Source organism: Lentimonas sp. CC4 (assembly GCF_902728235.1).
Classification (GTDB): Bacteria; Verrucomicrobiota; Verrucomicrobiia; order Opitutales; family Coraliomargaritaceae; genus Lentimonas.
The window spans coordinates 1618923-1638950 of sequence record NZ_CACVBO010000001.1; the positions used below are offsets into that span (position 1 = coordinate 1618923).

A 20028-nucleotide genomic window follows, 5' to 3' on the forward strand; every position below is an offset into this window, starting at 1 on the left:
CGGGTTGCGAGAGCGATTGAGTTTCTTGGTGTCTGTGCTCATGAAGCGAAGGAAAGTAGGTGTTCCTTCGGAGGGTGCAAGTAAAATTTTCGTTCTTTTGTGGTGGCTTTGTTTGAGTTTAACATGCTCTTAATGAGTTGTTTAGGTCTGAGATCTGATGACTTTAAGAAACTCGGGGAGGACTGATTTTAATTTAGCAGGGCCAATTCCTTTGATTTCGAGTGCTTCTGTCTCGTTTTTCGGTTTTTTATTGGCGAGTTCTACGAGCACTGAATTCGGAAAGACGGTAAAAGCGGGCTTGCCATTTTTGGCGGCCATTTTTGCGCGATGTCCGACGAGCAGGCCGTATAGGCGACGATCTAGTATGCCTCCAGGTTCCGCGCCTTTGCGCTTAGGCAGGGCGCTTGTTTTTTGGGTAATTGCGCCAGCGGTGCGCTCAGGAAGGTCAAGGTCGATCTTTTCTGCGCCTCGCATCACACGGGCTCCTTTTGGAGTCAATTGTAGGAGCGGGTAGTTGCTTTCAGTGATGACTTGGACGAGGCCGGCTCGTTCCAGGCATTGGAAGAGGGCATCGACATAGGCGCTGCCTTCTCTCTTTAGGATGCCATGCGTTGAGAGCTCGTCCAATCCGTTGTCTCGAATGGCAGCGCTTTGGCTGCCGAGGAGGCATTGTATGATTTTTCGTTTACCAAAACGTGGAGACCATTCGTCTGAGCTTAGTTTGTGGCTCATGCGGGCGACGCCGCTCAGTGCTTTTTGCACTAGCGTGAATTCATCTTTACTCGGCGCGCGGGCGGCTCGGTTTTTTGCTTGTTTGCAATTGTCGCAACGCTTGCAGTCTTCGCCGTTTCGTTCGCCAAAATAGTCTAAAATCCACTTCTGGCGGCAGCTTTGTGCGTAGGAGAAGTTGATGACTGTTTTTAGTCGCTCTTCATCGCGAGCGGCTTTCATTGCCAATGCTTCGCCGTCTATCGGTAGGCTGTTGCCGCTTTGCCCCAGTTGTTTGATTCGTGTGCCTTTTAGGCGTTTGCCGGGGATGTCGAAGCGCTCTATCCAGCCTTGGCGGGAGAGGACGGATATGGCGGTGCTGACTGCCATGGGGTTGACTTTGCGGCCGATTCGGTCGCATAGGTCGTCGACGGGAAGGCGCACTTCGTGGAGCTGGTCGCTTTCTGCGCAGAGTAAGTCGAAGACTTCGGCTATCAGAGCCTTGCCGGGATTCGCTCCGTCGATGAAGAAGTCTTGAACGCGTTTATCTGCATAGGAAAAGAGCATCTCGCAGACTGAGGGCTTGCCGTCGCGTCCTGCGCGGCCGCCTTCTTGGTAATAAGCTTCGACGCTGCCGGGCATTTCGTAGTGGCAGACGAAGCGGATATCGGAGCGGTCAATTCCCATGCCGAAGGCATTCGTGGCGACGACGATGTTGGCTCCGCCATTCATGAAGCGCTCTTGAGCTGCGGTGCGATCGCGATCGGACAGGCCGCCGTGATAGCGGATGACGGAATTACTTAAATGCTCAATTTTGCCAGCGACGGCATCGACGGATTTTCGTGTCGCGCAATATATGATACCGGTGGTGTGTTGTTTGATAAGTGCTTGTAGTGCTTGTAGTTTGTCATGGTCGGAGTTGGTTTGTCGCACTTTAAAGCTTAAGTTGTCTCGTGAAAACCCCGCGACGAACTCAGATGGCTCGTGCATCTCGAGGCTCTTTTTGATGTCAAGCTGCACGTCGGGTGTCGCTGTCGCTGTTAATGCGATGCAGGGCGGGTTGCCTATGGCTTTACGCGCTTCGCCCAAGCGCATGTAGTCTGGGCGGAAATCGTGTCCCCACTGCGATAGGCAGTGCGCCTCATCGATCGCGAAGAGGCTGATGGCGTCTTTGGGGAGCGCGTTGAGGAATGATTGTGAGCGAAAGCGCTCGGGGGCAACGTAAACGAGTTTTAGGGTGCGGTTGCGAATTGCGTCTAGGGTTTCTCGCTGCTGCTCCAGAGTTTGAGAGCTGTTGAGTAGGCCGGCAGGCAAGCCGCGGGCTTGGAGCGCATCGACCTGATCCTTCATCAGTGCGATCAGGGGTGATACGACGAGGGTCACTCCTGAGAGTAGGAGTGCAGGTAGTTGAAAGCAGAGACTCTTGCCGCCGCCTGTTGGCATGACGACGAGTGTGTCTTTCTTGTCTAGCACTGCGCGTATGATATCGCCTTGTGGTGCCCTGAATGCGGGCATTCCGAAATATTTCTGCAGTGCGTCTTCTGGAGTCATTGCTAGTTGACTGTGCGAATGTTCACTAGAATGCCAAGTCTAAGGTTTACTTATATCTGTGCTTGATCGTTTGCGCAGGGGACCTAGGTTTTTGCGCTTAGCTGGTCCCTGTAGTTCAATGGATAGAACAACTGTTTCCTAAATAGTCGATCTGGGTTCGATTCCCAGCGGGGATACTGGCATCTGCCTCGCTTAGCGCTGTGTCATATTACACTAGCGCGTGAGTTGGCTGAATTTCGCCCGGTTTCGTGTTTTTAAGCGACAACACTGGAGAGCTGGAAGATCGGTAGGAACATGGCCATGACGATGCCGCCGATGACTACCCCCAGGAAGCAGATCAATAGTGGCTCCATTAGCGATGTGAGGGCGGCGACTAGCGTATCGATTTCGTTGTCATAAAAGTCGGCGACTTTGACGAGCATGCCGTCGACGTTACCTGTTTGCTCGCCTGCGCGGGTCATGTGTTTGACGGTCGGCGGGAAGTAGGGGTCGATTGCGAGCACTTCAGAGACCTGGCCGCCTTGGCTGATGTGCTTCGAGATTTCCTTACAGGCGGCTTCGATATAGGTGTTGTCGGAGGCTCTGCTGACAATTTCTAGGGTGCGTAGAATTGGCACTCCTGCTCGCATTAGGATGGCGTAGGTGCGGCAAAAGCGCGAGAGGCTAACTTTGCGGACTAGCTCGCCAACGACTGGAAGCTTGAGGAGTGTTTGATCCTTGATTCGTCGCCCCTTCGGGGTCGCGACAAAGCGTTTGAGTCCCCAGATGAATCCAGCAATGCCTGCAATTAGGAAAATGATGTAGGACCTGAGGAATGCGCTCAGGTCGATGAGGATCTGGGTTGGTTTGGGAAGCTCTGCTCCGAAGTCGCTGAACATTTCAGCGAAGACGGGAATGACGAAGATGAGTAGGACGTTCACCAAACCAACTGCTAGGGCGATGACGGCGATCGGATAGGTCATTGCTCCTTTGATCTGCTTGACCAGTTTGACGGTCTCTTCGAAGTAAGCCGAAGTCTTGTCAAGGATCTCGGCCAGTCCGCCACTGGCTTCACCTGCCTCGACCATTGAAATGAAGAGATTAGGGAAGGCTTTAGGGTAGGCGGCGCACGACTCGGAAAAGGACTTGCCCGCAGAGACCTCTGTGCGGACGTTGCGGATGATGACTTGGAACACTGGATTTTCTGTCTGATCTTCGAGTGCCTCGAGTGCGGTGACGAGTGGCAAGCCTGCTTCTAGCATGGCTGCGAGTTGTTGGGTGAAGACCGTGAGCTCCTGTAGCTTGATCTTTTTACGTGGTGCTTGCTTCTCGTAGGCCTTGCGCTTGGCGATCCGTTGTCCTTCAGCAAAGCTGACTTTTTTTTTCTTTGTAGAGTTGAGTGCCGAGGGGGTGAGAGTAGCCATAGTGTTCAGTCTGAAAATGATTAGTTTGGGTATCTTTCTATGATATCTATGCTACTTGCAAGTATTCGGATTGGGAAAGTGCTTTTTTTTGATGTTTTTGACGGCGTCTCAGGTGTTTGCCTTAGTTTGTCTGAGAATAATTGTCATAAAAATCTACTAGATCATGCCTTGACAGCGGAGGGATCAGAGGTTTTTCTCCTCCGCTTTTCTCCAATTTTCACAGGATAATATCATGGGACCAACATACAGACCTTCAAAACTTAGACGCGCTCGCAAATTTGGCTTTCGCGCACGTAATGCAACTCGCGGTGGCCGTAAGGTTCTTGCCGCTCGCCGAGCTAAGGGGCGTCACAGCCTATCCGCTTCCGTCTAAGACGGAGCGCAATGAGGTCACGGAGCCATGGGCATCCCGACTTCTAAGCGTTTGCGCAAGCCGCGCGAATTTCAAGAGGTCCGCAATGAGGGTAAACGTATCCTTTGCGGACCTTTTATTTTTCAGTGCCGTCAACTCGACTCGGAGGAGAAATGCTCGCGCCGATTAGGCGTGATCGCCTCTCGCCGCGTGGGGAATGCGGTAAAGCGGAACTTGGGCAAGCGAACTTTTCGCGAGCTATTTCGTCAGCATGAATTAGCGCTTCCAGTTGGCAGTGATGTCGTGATCGTGCTTCGGTCGAGTTTTGATCGTCACAGTTTCAGTGATCTAGAGTCTCGTTATTTACGAGCGTGTGCGACTATGACGAAGGAGGCGCAGGCAAAATTGGCTGATCAATAAGATGACTGACGAACTGGAACACTCAGACCTGATGACACGTCAAAATGCTCACGCGCCTTCGATGTTGGCTCGTTTTGCAGCGGTGTTGGTTCGTCTCTATCAGTTAATACTTTCGCCGTTGAAGCAGGTCTTCTTCGGCTCTACCTGTAGCTGTCGCTTTCAGCCGACATGCTCTTGTTACGCGCGATCTGCGTTTCTCGAGTATGGCTTTTGGCGCGGCTTGTGGTATACCGTGCGGCGTATTCTGCGCTGCCACCCTTGGCACCCAGGCGGGTATGATCCGCTTCCGAGCTTGAACAACCAAGATAAAGAAGGCATGTCACCTCCCTTCAAATCATTTTTAGATGGATAAGAAAAATACAATTTTAGGTATCATCTGCATCGTAGCCGGCATCGGCTATATGTATAAGCAGACGAGCGATTTAAACGAACAGCAGCGTCAGCAAGCGCTTGAAGAGGCGAGTGTTGTGGAGCAGGCTGTTATTGAAGCTCCGGAGGCGGATGTTGTCAGTGCCGCTGTTGAGGTTGGGGAGAATGCGGAACCATCCGTTCAGTCTGTTGCGCCTGTGGTTGCACTCGAGCCTGTAGCGGATGAGCAGATTGTGACGCTCTCTAATGAATACATTGAAGTGGAGTTCACTACGCATGGTGGTGCGATCCGCACTGTGTCGTTCTTGCAGACGAAAAATGGTGAGCGTGATGAATATGTTTTTAATGCGCGCGGGCGTGTGCCTGCATTGAGCCTTAGTCTGGCTGCTCGTGGTGAGGATCTTCAGCAGTTTACGTTGCCTTATGCGATCGAGCAGCAAACTGCGGATTCGATCACTTTTGCGTATCAGTCTGCTGATGGTCTCGTGCTGCGCCGTCAGTATTCTTTGGCTACCGCGGATGCTGAGCACGATCCGTATGTGATTCGTCATAGCACTTCTTTTGGGAATTCGTCAGAGGCGCCTCGTTCTATTTCTGCGATTCTGAATCTGGGCACGGCATGGGCGGTCTCTGAAAAACAATTACCCGCCTTTCTCAATGTGGGGCACTTTGACGGTGAAGACGCCGAGTTTGTTGCGATCAATAAATTGACTGGCGGCAAGGGTTTTTTAGGTATGGGAGCGAGTGCCCCTGTTGAGGTGATTGAGGAGCCGGTTCGTAGTCAATGGGCATCGGTGAAGAATCAGTTTTTTGCGGCAGTGTTGAGTTCAGATCAAATTGCTCGCGATCTTTTCATTTATCCAGTCGAAGGTCCGCTTGCTGAGGGTGGCAGCACGCATGAGCGCCCTGGTATTTCTGGGAGCGTTGGTTACGAGGTAGGTTTGGTGCCAGCTGGTTCTGCTAAGTCGCTGGATTTTAATTATTATGTCGGCCCAAAGGAGTTTAAGCGCTTGCAAGCTTTGGGGAATCACGAGGATGAGGTGATGCAGTTCGGCTTCTTGAGCTTCATCAGTAAGTTGCTGCTTTCCTTTATGTATGCCATTCACTCGGTCGTTCCAAGTTGGGGCTGGTCGATTGTGATTATGACGGTCTGTATTAAAACACTGTTCTGGCCGCTTTCGGCCAAGGCGAGTCGTTCGCAGAAGCGTATGGCTAAGATTCAGGGGCCGATGGCTGAATTAAAGGAAAAGTATAAGGACAATCCTCAAAAGTTGCAGCAGGAAACGCTCAAGGTCTTTAAGGAGAACAAGGTGAACCCTGTCGCAGGTTGCTTACCGATGATTATCCAGATGCCGATCTTTCTTGGCCTTTTCTACATGCTACGCTCGGCGTCTGAGCTGCGTCACGAGTCATTTCTCTGGGTCAGTGATCTTTCGATGCCGGATACCTTGACGTATATCGCTGGTTATCCGTTGAATATCCTGCCTTTGATTATGGGTCTCACTATGTTCTTCCAGATGCGCATGATGCCAGTCTCGCCGACTGCAGATCCTGCCCAGCAGAAGATTTTCAAGTTCTTGCCCTTCATCTTCTTGATCTTCCTTTACAATTTCTCTTCAGGCCTTGTCCTTTACTGGACGGTGCAAAATCTTTTGACCATTCTACAACAGAAGATCATTAATAGCCGTCCGGATGAAGAACTCTCACCCGTTGTCGCTGCCAAAGCTGCTACGCCAACTGGTAAGGGTGGTTCTCCGAGCACGAAGTCTCGTAAGAAAAAGTAACTTTTCAATCTAACACATTCTAAACTCCTTCAACCCCTTCATCAGCTATGTCAGGACACAGTAAATGGGCTACAATTAAACGAGCAAAGGGCGCTGCAGACGCCAAGCGCGGTAAAATCTTCAGTGTGATCAGTAAAGACCTCACGCTTGCGGCTCGTGCAGGCGGCGGCGATCCTGCGATGAATCCGCGCTTACGCACTATTGTTGCGAAGGCGAAAGAGGCGAATATGCCATCCGACAACGTTGAGCGTGCCATCAAAAAGGGCACGGGCGAGTTGCCTGGCATCGTTTACGAAGAAATTGTTTACGAAGGCTATGCGCCGAGTGGAGTGGGGCTTATCGTTGAGATTACGACAGATAATAAAAATCGTTCGGCCTCTGAGGTGCGTAGCACGATGAGCAAGAACGGAGGCAACCTCGCTGGTGTTGGTGCGGTGTCGTTTCAGTTCGATCGTGTCGGTCAATTCATCATCGATGCGAAGCAGGCGGATGAAGAAACGCTCATGGATGTGGCGCTTGAAGCAGGTGCTGAAGACATTAAAAACGAAGGCGATCACTTCGAAGTGATCTGCCCCATGTCCGAGTATGACTCGGTTTCACAGGCATTGAGCGATAAGGGGATTGAGTCTGAAGAGTCAGATCTCGTCTATTTGCCGAATATCCTCGTGCCAATTAGCGACAAGGATACTGCGCGTAAAGTGCTCCATTTGATTGATTTGTTGGATAGCTTGGAGGATGTTAAAGCCGTCCACTCTAATCTTGATCTCGCTGATGGTGTGCTCGACGACGAGTAATAATCTCCGAACTCGGCTAAAAACCTCTTGCAAAGTCCATTTGAGCTTTGCAGCTTCATATTCTTAAACAATGAACCCCAAAACAAACATGCGTTGTAAAAAACTTGCTCTTCTTTCTCTTGCCGCTTCGGCACTCGTATTCACTGGTTGCTACCACGATGCTGGCACAGCTCAGATGGAAAAGGGAGAAACTAATGTCTTTGGTCTCTACAAAAACGTGCAGGAAAGCTATGAGGCTTCCCCTACAACTACTTTTCAGGTCAATACCAACGAACTCTACACTCGTAAGAACTTCTCTGGTGATAAGACCACTCTTCTTTGGGGCTTGGTCACTATCGAGGACTACTAGGTCGAACTCGTCCTAAATTTTATTCTAAAGCCGCTTCCGATTGGGAGCGGCTTTTTTCTTGGCAACTTCGCTGTCCTTCCACGGGATGTGCTCTTATCTATGCCGCATAACGTCGCCTACTTTTTATCTGAACAAGCTGCTCACCATCCAGAGGCTGCTGCAGTGCGTGCGCCTGTGGGGCGTGAGGCAGATGGAGCGATCCGCTATGTGGCGCGTAGTTTTTCCGAGCTAGATGTCGAGGCTGCCGCGACGGCGCATTATTTTGCCGTCAAGGGGATCCAGCGTGGCACTCGTGTGTTGCTAATGGTTAAGCCTGGTTTGGACTTGATTCGCATCGTGTTTGCGTTGTTCCGCATGGGAGCCGTGCCGATTGTGATCGATCCAGGTATGGGGCTGAAGCGCTTTTTACGCTGTGTTCGCCATTCGAAGCCTGAGGCATTGGTTGGTATCCCTGCGGCGATTTGGGTGTCCCGCTTGTTTCGTCCAAGCTTTCGTGGAGTGTCGAGTCGGGTTTCGGTGGGGGCTGGATTTGAGAAGCAAATCGCGCAGTATACAGGGCAGGGCGACTTCCCTGTGGTGGATTCTGCGGAAGATGAATTAGCAGCCGTCTTGTTTACTTCCGGTTCGACGGGACCGGCAAAGGGCGTGTGCTATGCGCATGGTATGTTCGTGGCGCAGGTTGAAGCGATCCGTGCGCAATATGGGATCGAAGCAGGTGAGGTGGACCTGCCTATGCTGCCAGTGTTCGCTTTGTTCAATCCCGCGCTTGGCATGTGCACGGTGGTGCCAGAGATGAATCCGAGTCGACCTGCGACGGTGGATCCTGAGAAAATCGTGCGGGCGATTCAGCAAAATGCAGTGACCAATAGCTTTGGTTCGCCGGCGCTGTGGACGAAGATTGCCCGTTACTGTGAGGCCCACTCAGTCACACTGCCGAGTGTGCGACGTATTTTAATGGCGGGTGCGCCGGTGCCGCCTGCCTTGATGCAGCAGATGGAGGCGATCATTCCGAATGGCGAGATTCATACCCCGTATGGCGCGACCGAGGCATTGCCTGTGAGCTCGATTGCCTCAACTGAGGTGTTGAGCGAGACCGCGGTGCGCACCGCTCAAGGTGATGGCACGTGCGTTGGCAGCCCGTTGCCTGGTGTGGATGTGCGGATCGTGCAACAGGTTGACGGGCCGATTGCGACTTTCGAGGAAATTGTGGAGCTTCCTGTTGGGGCGATTGGCGAAATTATTGTGCGAGGCCCGTCAGTCACGCGTGGCTACGATAAGCGCCCAGATGCAGATGCGGATTCTAAGATCGCTGACGGTGATCGGCATTGGCACCGTATGGGCGACTTGGGTTGGATTGGCGATGCTGGGCGACTGTGGTTCTGTGGTCGCAAGGTGGAGCATGTGCGCACTGTTGCAGGGCCGCTCTATACGGATTGCTGTGAGGCTATTTTTAATGCGCACCCTAAAGTCTTTCGATCAGCTTTGATTGATGTTGGTGGTGGGCGTCCGGCTATCGTGATTGAGCCTGAAGTGGGGACGTATCCCTCGAGTGCTACGGCGAAGGGTGAATTTATTGAGAGTCTACGTGTGATCGCACAGAGCCATGCGATGACGAGTGGTATTGACGCGTTTTTCTTTGAGAAGGCATTTCCTGTGGATGTGCGGCATAATGCCAAGATTCACCGTTTGTCACTTGCGAAGAAGTTTGGCGATGCGTAGGTCTGGCGTGTATGAAGATTTTGGTGACAGGTGGTGGTGGCTTTGTCGGGAGCTATGTGATTGAGCGCTTATTGGCGCGCGGCTACTCGGTGCGTTCGATTGGACGATCCGCCCAGCCGAAGTTGGAGGCGCTGGGTGTCGAAGTCGTCTGTGGCGATTTGACGGATGCGACGGTGGTGTCGTCCGCCTGCGAAGGTGTGGATGCGGTATTTCACGTTGCAGCGCGGGCTGGCGTTTGGGGGAGTTGGGAGAGTTATTATCAGCCCAATGTCGTTGGCACGCGTAATGTGGTCGCGGCGTGTCGCGCGCAGGGCGTTGGGCGACTGGTTTATACGAGCACACCGAGTGTGGTGTTTAATGGTGAACCGATCCGCGGCGGCGATGAGTCGTTGTCTTACGGTAAGAATTGGCTGTGTCACTATGCGCATACGAAGGCGATTGCAGAAAAGGAGACGTTGGCGGCCAATTCAGAGACTTTAAGGATCGTGGCGTTACGACCTCATCTGATTTTCGGACCAGGTGATCCACATTTACTGCCCCGTGTGATCGATAGTGTGAAGGCGGGGCGTTTGAAGATTGTCGGAGATGGGGCGAGCCGCGTCGATGTCTCGTATGTCGGAAATGTAGCGGATGCGCATTTGGATGCCTTTGACGCGCTGGACTCTGGTAAGGGAGCAGGGCAGGCATATTTTATTTCTCAAGGAGAGTCGGTCGAGTTGTGGCCTTGGGTGAATTCTATTCTTGAGGGCTTAGGGCATGCGCCTTTGACAAAGCGTATTCCGCTGCCGGTCGCCTACGGTGTGGGCACTCTGTGTGAGGGGGTGTGGAAGGTGCTCGGCCGTCGTAATGATCCGCCGATTACACGTTTTGTCGCGGTAGAGTTGGCGAAGGATCACTATTTTGATATTAGCGCGGCGCGCCGTGATTTAGGCTATGAGCCTCGAGTGGGAATGGCAGAAGCGCTGAAGCTTACTATTGGTGATCTTCGATCTCGCGGGTTTTAGTATAACTGGAGTCGAGCGCGGTTGCCGGTTTACGAACGCTGGCGTTTTGCCTCGTAGAGGCAGACGGCTGCGGCCGCTGCGACGTTGAGTGAGTCGGCGCGGCCTGCCATGAGTATGCGGGTGCGGGTGTCGGCTTGCTTGAGCCAGAAGTCGGTGAGCCCGTCGCTTTCGCTGCCGAAGAAAAGTGCGGTGGGTTGCTTGTAGTCGATGTCCCAGTGTAGGTTCTCGGTGTCGGGGGTGGTGGCGACGGTTTGAACCTGGTGCTTGGTGAGCCATTCGGCGAGGTAGGCTTGCTCGGTGCATACGATCGGTAATGCAAAGATGAGTCCTTGAGAGGAGCGAATGGCGTTGGGATTATAGAGGTCGAGCACACAGTCCACGAGGATCACGGCATCGGCGCCTGCGCCATCGGCGCTGCGGAGGATCGCTCCGAGGTTGCCCGGCTTTTCGATGCCTTCGAGCACCAGTAGCAGCGGGGCGGCAGGCAGGTCGAGTTCGTGGATCGAGTGGCTTTGCTGCTTGGCGATTGCGATGATGCCGTCTGGGCCTTCGCGGTAGGCGGCCTTGGTGAAGGCGTCTTCGCTCATGCGCACGAGTGGTATCTCGGCGTTGCGGCGGGTGTCATTGATGAAGGCTTCGTGCTCATCGGATGGGAAATATTCCGGGCAGTAGTAGATCGTTTCGATTTCGTAGCCTGAGCCGATGGCGTGGCCGAGCTCGCGCAGGCCTTCGACGAGAAAACGCTCTTGGCGGTCGCGGTGCTTGCGCTCGCGGAGTTTTACGAGATTTTTGACCTGATCGTTTTGACGGCTCTGAATGTAGGATTCTTCCATATTATTAGTCTCTATAAGGGCAAAAAGTTGGCGGATGGAAAGCCTCTTATCTATTTTAAGGTTGCAGGATGTCTCTGCATTGGGGAGGGCATTGGTATGCAAGCACCGAAAAATTTTGTTCCTGAGCCTTTTGAGTATCACCAAGAGGTGGAAGTGACCGTTGAGAGTTTGACCAATCTGGGCATGGGCGTGGCCCGTGTCGACGGTTGGGTGGTCATGGTGCCATTTGTGATTCCCGGTGAAGTTGTGAAGGCGCGTATCTATCGCAATTTTCAAAACTATTCGGATGCAGATCTGGTCGAAGTTGTTGAAGCTTCTGCTGATCGCATTGAGCCGCGTTGCCCGCTTTATCAGAGGTGCGGTGGTTGTCAGTATCAGCACATGACCTACGCGCGTCAGCTCAAAGAGAAGACGAAGCACGTTGAAGAGTTGATGCAGAAGCTCGGTGAGATCGATCATCCAGTGCAGCTCTCGCATGGTTCGCCAAAGGAATATAACTACCGTTCGAAGATCACGCCACACTACGAGCGTCCTGCGAAGGATGGTTCGCAGCCGATTGGATTTTTACAGTATGGTCGCCGAAACCAGATCATTGATGTGGAGCAGTGTCCGATCGCGACTGAGGCGATCAATGCCGCATTGCCGGGCGCACGTGATGAAGCGCGACGCTCGGGGGGCAAGAAACGCCGTCAACGTGGTGGCACGATCTTAATGCGGGATGTGATCGAAGGTGTGGTGACGGATCCGCAGGAGATTGTCTCTGAGCGTGTCGGCAACCATACATTCCAGTTTAAGGCTGGAGAGTTTTTCCAAAACAACCCTTTCATCTTGCCGGAAATGGTTGAGCACGTCGCGCGTGAGGCTTCGCTCGAGGGCGCGCGCTACTTGGTGGATGCGTATTGTGGGGTGGGGCTGTTTGCGCTTTCCACTTCGAAATCCTTTGAGCTCTCAGCTGGTGTGGAGATCAGCGAGCCAGCAGTGCGCTGGGCGCAGGCCAATGCGACGATCTGTGGCATTAAGAACGTGCGCTTCGTCATTGGTAAGGCGGAGGCGATTTTTAATGGTCTGAAGTTCCCCGCCGAAGAGACTGCTGTCGTTATCGATCCGCCGCGCAAGGGCTGTGATGCGAGTTTTCGTCAGCAATTAATGCAATTCCGTCCGCAACGCATCGTCTATGTGTCGTGCGATCCGGCCACGCAGGCGCGTGATTTGAAGGAGTTTGTCGAGGCAGGCTACGATATTACTTTGATCCAACCGTTCGATCTCTTTCCGCACACGCGTCACATTGAAAATGTGGTTTCGCTGACGCTCTCTTCTCGTGGTCCTTGGGCAGCACCTGCTGATGCTGAAGACGAACTGGAGGACGAAATCGAAAATTAGGGTTGACGCACCTCTAAGTCGGCACATGTTTCTGCCTCTTTTCCTTAAAACCGAATTTATTTTTTTATGTCAATCGAAGTAAAAGTCCGTAAAGGCGAGCCCATCGAACGTGCGCTCCGCCGCCTCAAGAAGCGCCTCGATCGCGAAGGTGTTATCCATACTATCCGTGCGAATCGTTATTTCGTAAAGCCTGCTCAAGTGAAGCGCCGCAAGCGTAAGGAGCTAGATTTTAACAATATGCTTCGCGTTCGTTACTCGAACATGTAAGTTTATTAGTGCGGGTGCTTATGGCGCTTGTTCTTTATTAAGTCCCGGATCCGCTTGTGCGTGCCGGGACTTTTTTTGCCCCATTATCTGAATTTTCCCTTCTCATGAGTAATATTTTTGATCGTTTATCCCTGTCGACTTGCTGGTGCTCCGCGCGGCATACGGATGGCTATGAGATGGTTGAAGAGATGGTGGGGCTTGGGTTTAAGCGAATCGAACTGAGTCATGGGATTCGGATCTCGCTGGTTCCTGGCATTTTGAAAGCGGTCGAAGAGGGCTTGGTTGAGATTTCCTCGGTGCATAACTTTTGCCCGCTGCCAAATAGTGTGCAGCACGCGGCGCCGAATTTGTATGAGCCGTCGACGCCAGATGCGCGTGAGATGCGTCTTTGGGATCAATATACGCTGCAGACCTTGAATTTCGCGGTCAAAGTTGGCGCGCCACGTGTTGTCATGCATTCTGGCAGCACTTGGTATTTCTTTGAGTCGCCAGAGAAGAAGCTCGAAAAATGGATCGACGAGCAGGGGCTAAAAGCCTGCGACCTTCTGGAGGATAACGACTTCATTAAGCAGCGTGAGCGCGCGATGAAGCGCATTAAGCGGGCATCGAAGAAGACGATGAAGCGGATCACTTCCAGTTACGAGCGGGCGTTGCCTTGGGTGAAGGAGCGTGGTTTGCAGTTGGGGCTCGAAAACCGTGAAAGCATGGAAGAAATGCCCATTGACGCGGATTATGCTGATTTTCTCAAAGAGTTGGGTGAGCCCGAATCCTTTGGTTATTGGCATGATGCAGGCCATGCGCAGATTAAGCATCAGCAGGGCTTGCTAGATCATCGCACGCATTTGGAGGCGATGGCTGACCGGCTCGTCGGTTTTCATTTGCACGATGTGTCAGAGTCGGGGCGCGACCATCAGGTGCCGGGCACGGGCACAATTGATTTTAAGATGGTCTCGGAGTTTGTGCGCCCAAAGCACACTCTGGTGCTGGAGCTCAGTCCGAAGCTAACTACCGAGCAAGTGCTGCAGTCGCGTGCTTATATTGGCGAGGTTTTGGGGGCTTAGTTCGTGGCACGCACGGAGCTTTGATGACATGGGCAGTTGAGTGTCAGAATGAACCACTCGTTGAAGTGTTGCTGGCACTGTTGTGTCATAATGGCACGCTTGGTTAGTGTTGAGGGTTTCTGTAGGTCCTTGATGGTCTAGGGTTTGTGGTTTTTTTTGGTGCTTGGCATGCCCTATGCAATCCTTTGGTTCGAACAATTAACCAAAGGAACACTATGAAACTAATACGCTACAAATATCCACAAGCAACTGGCCCTGCGGCCTTAAATCGTCTTCTGAACTTTGGGGTGCCTTCATCTGAGCGCTTTAGCGGTTTACTCGAAGGGTTTTTAGGTTCTGGCGTCGGGTGCCGCCAACCTGCGGCCGATCTCTATGAAGATGATGCGAACTTCTACGTTCGCATGGAACTGCCCGGCATTCCGAAGGCACGTATCGACCTCCAGATGGAGGATTCAGTGCTGATGGTCCGTAGTCAGGAGATTGAGCAGGATGGCGACTCTGAGAGTGCTGACTGCTTTCATCGCGCGGTCTCGGTGCCCGATGGGGTCGAGGTCGAGGCGATCAAGGCCAACTATCAGGACGGTATGTTGACAGTCACGCTGCCTAAGCAAGCTGCGCCTCAGCCGCGCAAAATCACAGTCAAATAACTTCAACTCACTAACAGAAAGGAATTATAATTATGAATACTACAGAACTTGAAAAAGAAACTAAAGCAGCACCTCGCTCGACCGTGGAGCAAGCGACCGAATGGCGCCGTCCGCATTTTGATGTGTCGGAAAGCGCCGATGCCTTTGAGGTTAAAGTCAGCCTGCCGGGTGTGAGTCGCGAGAGCGTTGATATTTCACTGGAAGGCGAAAGCCTTAGTATCATTGGCAAGCGCAGTGATGTTAAGGTTCCGTCTGAATGGCGTCCGGTGCGGCGTGAGTTGCCACAGGGCGATTATAGGCTGAACTTCCAGTTGAATGTGTCGATCGATGAAGAGGCGATTCAGGCGCAGGTCGCCGATGGAGTGCTACAGCTGACGCTGCCGAAGGCGGATCTAGCGAAACCACGTAAAATTGTGGTGAGCTAGTTCTGGGAGCAATCAATCAACCGAGTGGTGCGAGACACCGCTCGGTTTTTTGTTGGTATTGATCCATCGCTGATTGGAGCGGCATTTTGGGGCTCTCGGGGGACTTTCCGCGCGGCGTCTTTTTTCTGATTTGCGCTTGCATTGCGGCGGGGCGCTCGTTTTCCTCTCCGCTTCTCTAATCCCGTGGGTTGGAGAGGGCTGCGGCATTACGTCTCAGTTCGTTAAAGAAATAATCAATCAATAATCGCAAAAGAAACCTTCATTTCTCCCAGAGAATTCTCTCAGGGCTTTGAACAATATCATGGATACAACACCAAAAGACCTTCTCGACGCAGGCGTTCACTTCGGCCACCAGCTCCGCCGCTGGAATCCAAAGTCGAAGCCATACGTTTTCGATAACCGCAACGGCATCTCCATCATCGATTTGGAGCAGACTCACGCGCTCCTTGAAAAAGCATATGCTTTCATCGAAGAGACCGTTGCTGCAGGTAAAGACGTGCTTTTCATCGGCACTAAGAAGCAAGCGCAAGAAATCATGCGTGAAGCGGCAACTGCTTGCCAAATGCCTTTCTGCGTAAACCGCTGGATGGGTGGAGGCCTCACTAATTTCGCAACTATCAAGACATCTCTCGGTAAATACCGTAAGTTCCTCAAGATGGATGCAGACGGCAGCCTTGAAAAACTTCCAGGTAAGGAAGAGGCAGCAATCCGCCGCCAAATGAGCCGCATGAACCGTAACTTCGAAGGTATGCTCAACGTTGGTGAGCTTCCAGCAGCATTGTTTGTTGTTGATACTAAGAACGAAGAAATCGCAGTGGCTGAAGCAAATCGCCTCGGTATCCCTGTTATCGGTTTGGTTGATACCAACTCTGACCCAACAGTCCTCGACTTCCCGATCCCGGGCAATGACGACGCTGTTAAGTCGATCCGTATCATCGTTGAAACCATCCTCGAAGCCGCTCAAAACGGTCTTGCTCATCGCGAAGCGAAGAAGGTGCAGAAGAGCGCTCCTTTGGTTCGTGAGCAAACTTTCGAGCAGCAAGAAGATGTCGACGTGACACTTCCAGCTGGTTACGGCGAAGACGAAGCAAAGCCTGCTGCTGAGTAATCAGTGTCAGTGCTCTCTTAATTTTTCACATTATTAAAAGCTAAAATATAGAAACATGAGTGTTCAAATTACAGCAAAGATGGTTGGCGAACTGCGCGAAAGCACAGGTGCTGGACTAATGAATTGTAAAAAGGCGTTGGTTGAAACTAACGGCAACTTCGAAGAAGCAGCAGCATTGCTCCGTAAGAAGGGTGAAGCGACAGCAGCTAAGAAGGCTGGTCGTGATGCGTCTGAAGGTATCATTGAGACTTACATCCACCTCGGTGGTAAGGTCGGCGTGATGGTTGAGCTTAACTGCGAAAGTGATTTCGTTGCTAAGACTGACGACTTCAAGCAGCTTGTTCGCGACATCGCGATGCACATCGCAGCGGTTAACCCAGTTTGCGTATCTCGCGACGATATCGATCCTGCGATCATCGACGCTGAGCGTAAGATTGCTGAAGGCCAAGCCGAAGGTAAGCCAGAGCAAGCGGTTGCTAAGATCGTTGAAGGTAAGCTCAACAAGTTCCTCGCTGAATCTTGCCTTCTTGAGCAAGCATACGTGAAGAACCCTGATCAAACTGTTCAGGAGCTCCTCACTGCGATGATCGCCAAGATGGGCGAGAACATGGTTGTTAAGCGTTTCGCTCGCTTCCAAGTCGGCGCTTAAGACGTCTTCGTTTTATAACATTTCAAAAAGCCCTTCGTTCTCTGAGCGAAGGGCTTTTTTGTGTAGAAGCGACACTCTTGTCGCTTTGGGCAGCGTGAAAGCGACAAGAGTGTCGCTTCTACTATTCGCCTACGGCACGAGCTTCGCCAGCGCGCCCTTGAGCGCGGGGCGGATGTGGCGTGCCAGGTCTTCGTTGGCATAGGCCACCCAGTTCACCGCACTGGTGGTGTCGAGTGGGCAATTGAGTGGACTGCCATCGGGGTGTTCGACGATGCAGCCAGCTTCTTCCAGGATCAGGGCGCAGCACACATCATAGGGGTGAGCACTGAGATTTTCTTCGATATCGAGCACACGAAATGCGATGGGGCGAATGTCGGCGATGAAGCGATCGTGCCCACTAAGGATTTCGTAGAATTGCCCCCCGCTTGAGATATATTGATCGTTGAAAACAAGTGGAGTGCCGTCGGTGGAGTCGCCATAAAGCGTTTCCCATAGTTGCTCTTCGATCTGTGCGAGCAAGGTGCTGCCTGCAGGGAAGAAACGGCAGATCGTGCCGAAGGCGTGTTGCACATCATTGGCTTTGCTTGGCTGCAACTCGACCGGGGCTTGGCTGAAGTCGTTACGAATATCAAAGGCGGTTGTGAGCATGCCTCCGCCGCGTGTCGCGCTGAGTTGATCGGCTCGCCATTGTCGCGTGGTCGGGATTTCGGTCATCGCCGAGACTTCGATGTCAGCCAATGTGTTAGCGCTGCCACGTTGCGGTGCGATACCGGCTAGGATCCAAGCGGAGCGCTTATCATACATGATGCCACGGGTGCCGTCGATTGGATCAATGATGCATTTTAGCGTGGTGGCTTCGATCGCAGTGCCTTTGGGGCAACAAAGCGTTTCGCTGTCTTCGAGCCCTTCCATGATAATTTGCACGGGCCATTCGGCTGACCAATTAGCTTCGAACCAAGTCAGGATTGCTTGATCCGCGACGACATCGATCGCGTAGATGACATCCGCAGCTGTTTTTTCGGATATTGCGGCGAGCTCGTTTGTGTTACGCTTGGTGCGTTCCGCGAGAATGGTTTCGAGGATGAAGTGCTGTAGATCACAGAGAGATTGGCGCAGTGTTTCTTTGTCCGTCGCAGAAAGTGTCATGCGAGTAGATACAGCACGTGATGGCGCTCAGGTCTAAACTATTTGTTGATTCTATCGGTAGCTTACTTGGTTCTTAGTGGCTTCTGTCTTGCCATTATTAACACACCCAGTAAGTGTTGAGAGATGTCAAATAGATATGTAGTGATCATGGCTGGTGGCCGCGGTGAACGTTTTTGGCCTGAGAGCCGTTTGGCTTGTCCGAAGCAATTGTTACCGATCGTCGGTGATAAGGCCATGCTGGCTCAGACTATTGATCGCTTGGAGGGACTCGTCTCGCCGAAGGATGTGTTTGTCATTACCAACGTTGAGCAGCGCGACGCAGTGCTTGAGGTCTGCCCTGAACTCGACCCGGCTAAAGTGATCGGCGAACCTGTTGGTCGCGATACTGCTGCGGCTGTCGGATTGGCAACGATCTTGGTGGCACGTGAAAATCCAAACGCGTCATTCGCGATGTTGCCAGCCGATGCGGTGATTCATGATGCAGAGGCCTTACGTTCCACTTTGGAAACTGCATTTGAAGCGGCAGAGGCAAAGCCTGTGTTAGCGACGGTGGGTATAACCGCGGTGTTCCCTGCGACGGGTTACGGCTATATTCAACAGGACGAATTGCTCGGGGAGTTTGCCGGGCGCGAGGTTTTTAATGTTAAACGTTTCGTGGAGAAGCCGAACCTTGAGACTGCTCAAAGTTATCTCGATTCAGGAGATTATTTTTGGAATGCAGGCATGTTCGTTTGGTCGGTCGCTTCGATCACCGCCGAGCTAGAAAAGAATACACCGTCACTTTGGGCTGCGTTACAGGCGATTGAAGTTGGTCTTGCGGCAGGCACTGCGATTGATCCATTACTAGAGGAGCACTATCCCAGCTTGGAAAAAATATCGGTCGATTATGCGATCATTGAAAAGGCAGCTAATGTCGTCATGGTCGAGTCTGGTTTTGATTGGGACGACGTGGGCGAATGGCCGGCTGTGGAACGCCACTATCCTGCTGATGATGCGGGCAATGTGGTTCGCGGCACTGCGCATGTGCAGGACTCCAGCAACAACATCGTGTTCTCTCGCGATGAGGATCATCTGGTCGCGCTGCTCGGCGTTGAGGATTTGATTGTGGTCAAAACGGGCGATGCCACGCTTGTCTGCCACAAAGACAAGGCGCAGGAAATCAAATCACTGGTGCAAGCCATCGGCGCGAAGGAAGCATTTAAGCATTTGATGTAAGTTCGCCACTTCATTTGATCTGTTTTGAGTTTCAAGTGTTAGGTCTCATCTTTCCGGTTTCAGCTCTCTTAATTTATGAACTACTTAGGCATCGATTGGGGAGAGAAGCGGATCGGTCTCGCGCACGCCGACGAGGTAGGCATCGCCGTGCCGTTGCCTGCTGCGGTGGGCACGACCAAAAAAGCGCGTCTGCAGCATATCGAAGCGATGATTAAGCAGCGCCGTATTCACGAGATCGTCTGTGGCTATCCGCTCAACATGGATGGCTCGGTTGGCTTTAAGGCCAAAGAAGTGGATGTGTTTATTGAGGAGATCGAGAAGCGCTTTAAGTTGCCGGTTCATCGCATTGACGAACGGCTATCGAGTCACTCCGTGGAGCAGGGGTTAAAGCAGCAAAAAAAGAAGCTCGATCGCCGCAGTGGTGAGATTGATTCCCGCGCCGCGGCGTTGATTCTTCAGGATTTTATCGAGGAGCAAGGCCTCAACGCGCCGATGGCGTTCCCGGAAGAAGAGGGCTATTGAGAAGTGAGACAGACATTGCTACGCCATCATCTCCGGCAGACCTCCGTCCTGTCTGTTGTATGAGAGTTACAGGCCGGCCGGAGGTGTTCTAGCAATGTCTGTTTCACCACTGATTGGATAGATATCGTGAGGATTTCGCAAATTCTCTCAATTCCTGACTTGACCAGTTGGCGGTGGGGAGGACATCTTACGCGCTTCGATAACGCGGGTATAGTTTAGAGGTAAAACATCTGCCTTCCACGCAGAGGTCGTCGGTTCGATTCCGTCTACCCGCACCATCGTTCAATTACAAAAAAGCCAGCACTTCGTTGCTGGCTTTTTT

The 20028-nt window shown here is 52.3% G+C and carries 21 protein-coding genes and 2 tRNA genes; 19 read left to right on the forward strand and 4 right to left on the reverse strand.

All coding sequences use genetic code 11. The features are described from left to right. Positions 1-141: 141 nt before the first annotated feature. Entirely contained in the window at positions 142-2259 is a 2118-nt protein-coding gene (locus GZZ87_RS07105; protein ID WP_162028006.1) for an ATP-dependent DNA helicase RecQ, read from the reverse strand. Between the two features lie 104 nt (positions 2260-2363). Here GZZ87_RS07105 and GZZ87_RS07110 point away from each other — a divergent pair. Then, a tRNA-Arg gene (locus GZZ87_RS07110) sits at positions 2364-2435 on the forward strand. A 78-nt stretch (positions 2436-2513) separates the two neighbouring features. On the opposite strand, the gene GZZ87_RS07115 is transcribed toward GZZ87_RS07110, so the two are convergent. Then, the gene (locus tag GZZ87_RS07115) at positions 2514-3662 is read right to left on the reverse strand and encodes a type II secretion system F family protein (RefSeq protein WP_162028005.1); all 1149 of its coding nucleotides are present in this window, start codon (positions 3660-3662) and stop codon (positions 2514-2516) included. A gap of 232 nt (positions 3663-3894) precedes the next feature. On the opposite strand from GZZ87_RS07115, the gene rpmH reads away from it, so the two are divergent. From rpmH to GZZ87_RS07155, 8 genes are all read left to right on the forward strand, one after another. Then, positions 3895-4035, forward strand: a complete 141-nt coding sequence (rpmH, locus tag GZZ87_RS07120; RefSeq protein WP_162028004.1) for a 50S ribosomal protein L34 — start codon at positions 3895-3897, stop codon at positions 4033-4035. 27 nt (positions 4036-4062) lie between these two features. After that, positions 4063-4434, forward strand: a complete 372-nt coding sequence (rnpA, locus tag GZZ87_RS07125; RefSeq protein WP_162028003.1) for a ribonuclease P protein component — start codon at positions 4063-4065, stop codon at positions 4432-4434. A 61-nt stretch (positions 4435-4495) separates the two neighbouring features. Then, positions 4496-4786, forward strand: coding sequence for a membrane protein insertion efficiency factor YidD (gene yidD / locus GZZ87_RS07130; RefSeq protein WP_206753154.1), 291 nt, complete (start codon positions 4496-4498; stop codon positions 4784-4786). Beyond that, entirely contained in the window at positions 4779-6587 is a 1809-nt protein-coding gene (yidC, locus tag GZZ87_RS07135; RefSeq protein WP_162028002.1) for a membrane protein insertase YidC, read from the forward strand. The genes yidD and yidC overlap by 8 nt, the downstream gene beginning before the upstream one ends. Positions 6588-6634: 47 nt before the next feature. After that, the gene (locus tag GZZ87_RS07140; protein ID WP_162028001.1) at positions 6635-7381 is read left to right on the forward strand and encodes a YebC/PmpR family DNA-binding transcriptional regulator; all 747 of its coding nucleotides are present in this window, start codon (positions 6635-6637) and stop codon (positions 7379-7381) included. A gap of 70 nt (positions 7382-7451) precedes the next feature. Next, positions 7452-7730 (forward strand): hypothetical protein, encoded by a 279-nt coding sequence (locus GZZ87_RS07145; protein ID WP_162029943.1) that lies wholly within the window; start codon positions 7452-7454, stop codon positions 7728-7730. 99 nt (positions 7731-7829) lie between these two features. Further along, complete coding sequence (locus GZZ87_RS07150; RefSeq protein WP_162027999.1) at positions 7830-9449, forward strand: fatty acid CoA ligase family protein; 1620 nt, start codon at positions 7830-7832, stop codon at positions 9447-9449. An 11-nt stretch (positions 9450-9460) separates the two neighbouring features. After that, on the forward strand, positions 9461-10453 hold the full coding sequence (locus GZZ87_RS07155; RefSeq protein WP_162027998.1) for an NAD-dependent epimerase/dehydratase family protein: 993 nt from the start codon (positions 9461-9463) through the stop codon (positions 10451-10453). A gap of 29 nt (positions 10454-10482) precedes the next feature. Here GZZ87_RS07155 and GZZ87_RS07160 read toward each other — a convergent pair whose 3' ends face one another. Further along, the gene (locus GZZ87_RS07160; RefSeq protein WP_162027997.1) at positions 10483-11286 is read right to left on the reverse strand and encodes an RNA methyltransferase; all 804 of its coding nucleotides are present in this window, start codon (positions 11284-11286) and stop codon (positions 10483-10485) included. A gap of 96 nt (positions 11287-11382) precedes the next feature. On the opposite strand from GZZ87_RS07160, the gene GZZ87_RS07165 reads away from it, so the two are divergent. From GZZ87_RS07165 to tsf, 7 genes are all read left to right on the forward strand, one after another. Continuing rightward, on the forward strand, positions 11383-12666 hold the full coding sequence (locus GZZ87_RS07165) for a class I SAM-dependent RNA methyltransferase (RefSeq protein ID WP_162027996.1): 1284 nt from the start codon (positions 11383-11385) through the stop codon (positions 12664-12666). Between the two features lie 66 nt (positions 12667-12732). Further along, on the forward strand, positions 12733-12933 hold the full coding sequence (gene rpsU / locus GZZ87_RS07170) for a 30S ribosomal protein S21 (RefSeq protein WP_162027995.1): 201 nt from the start codon (positions 12733-12735) through the stop codon (positions 12931-12933). Between the two features lie 104 nt (positions 12934-13037). Next, positions 13038-13994 carry a TIM barrel protein gene (locus GZZ87_RS07175; RefSeq protein ID WP_162027994.1) on the forward strand — a complete coding sequence of 319 codons (957 nt, stop codon included), beginning with the start codon at positions 13038-13040 and terminating at the stop codon, positions 13992-13994. Positions 13995-14209: 215 nt separating this feature from the next. Further along, positions 14210-14641: an Hsp20/alpha crystallin family protein gene (locus GZZ87_RS07180; RefSeq protein WP_162027993.1), complete on the forward strand. Its 432-nt coding sequence runs from the start codon at positions 14210-14212 to the stop codon at positions 14639-14641. 32 nt (positions 14642-14673) lie between these two features. After that, positions 14674-15066, forward strand: coding sequence for an Hsp20/alpha crystallin family protein (locus tag GZZ87_RS07185; RefSeq protein ID WP_162027992.1), 393 nt, complete (start codon positions 14674-14676; stop codon positions 15064-15066). Between the two features lie 301 nt (positions 15067-15367). Next, entirely contained in the window at positions 15368-16174 is an 807-nt protein-coding gene (gene rpsB / locus GZZ87_RS07190) for a 30S ribosomal protein S2 (RefSeq protein ID WP_162027991.1), read from the forward strand. A 55-nt stretch (positions 16175-16229) separates the two neighbouring features. Next, entirely contained in the window at positions 16230-16823 is a 594-nt protein-coding gene (tsf, locus tag GZZ87_RS07195) for a translation elongation factor Ts (RefSeq protein ID WP_162027990.1), read from the forward strand. 129 nt (positions 16824-16952) lie between these two features. Here the strand turns inward: tsf and GZZ87_RS07200 are convergent, their stop codons facing one another. After that, the gene (locus tag GZZ87_RS07200; protein ID WP_162027989.1) at positions 16953-17969 is read right to left on the reverse strand and encodes an inositol monophosphatase; all 1017 of its coding nucleotides are present in this window, start codon (positions 17967-17969) and stop codon (positions 16953-16955) included. 123 nt (positions 17970-18092) lie between these two features. Here GZZ87_RS07200 and GZZ87_RS07205 point away from each other — a divergent pair, with 123 nt between their 5' ends. The 3 genes from GZZ87_RS07205 (at position 18093) to GZZ87_RS07215 (ending at position 19984) form a co-directional block, all read left to right on the forward strand. Then, positions 18093-19184, forward strand: coding sequence for a sugar phosphate nucleotidyltransferase (locus GZZ87_RS07205; protein WP_162027988.1), 1092 nt, complete (start codon positions 18093-18095; stop codon positions 19182-19184). Positions 19185-19259: 75 nt separating this feature from the next. Further along, positions 19260-19706, forward strand: a complete 447-nt coding sequence (ruvX, locus tag GZZ87_RS07210; RefSeq protein WP_162027987.1) for a Holliday junction resolvase RuvX — start codon at positions 19260-19262, stop codon at positions 19704-19706. Between the two features lie 204 nt (positions 19707-19910). Then, positions 19911-19984: transfer RNA gene (locus GZZ87_RS07215), tRNA-Gly, on the forward strand. Positions 19985-20028 lie beyond the last annotated feature (44 nt).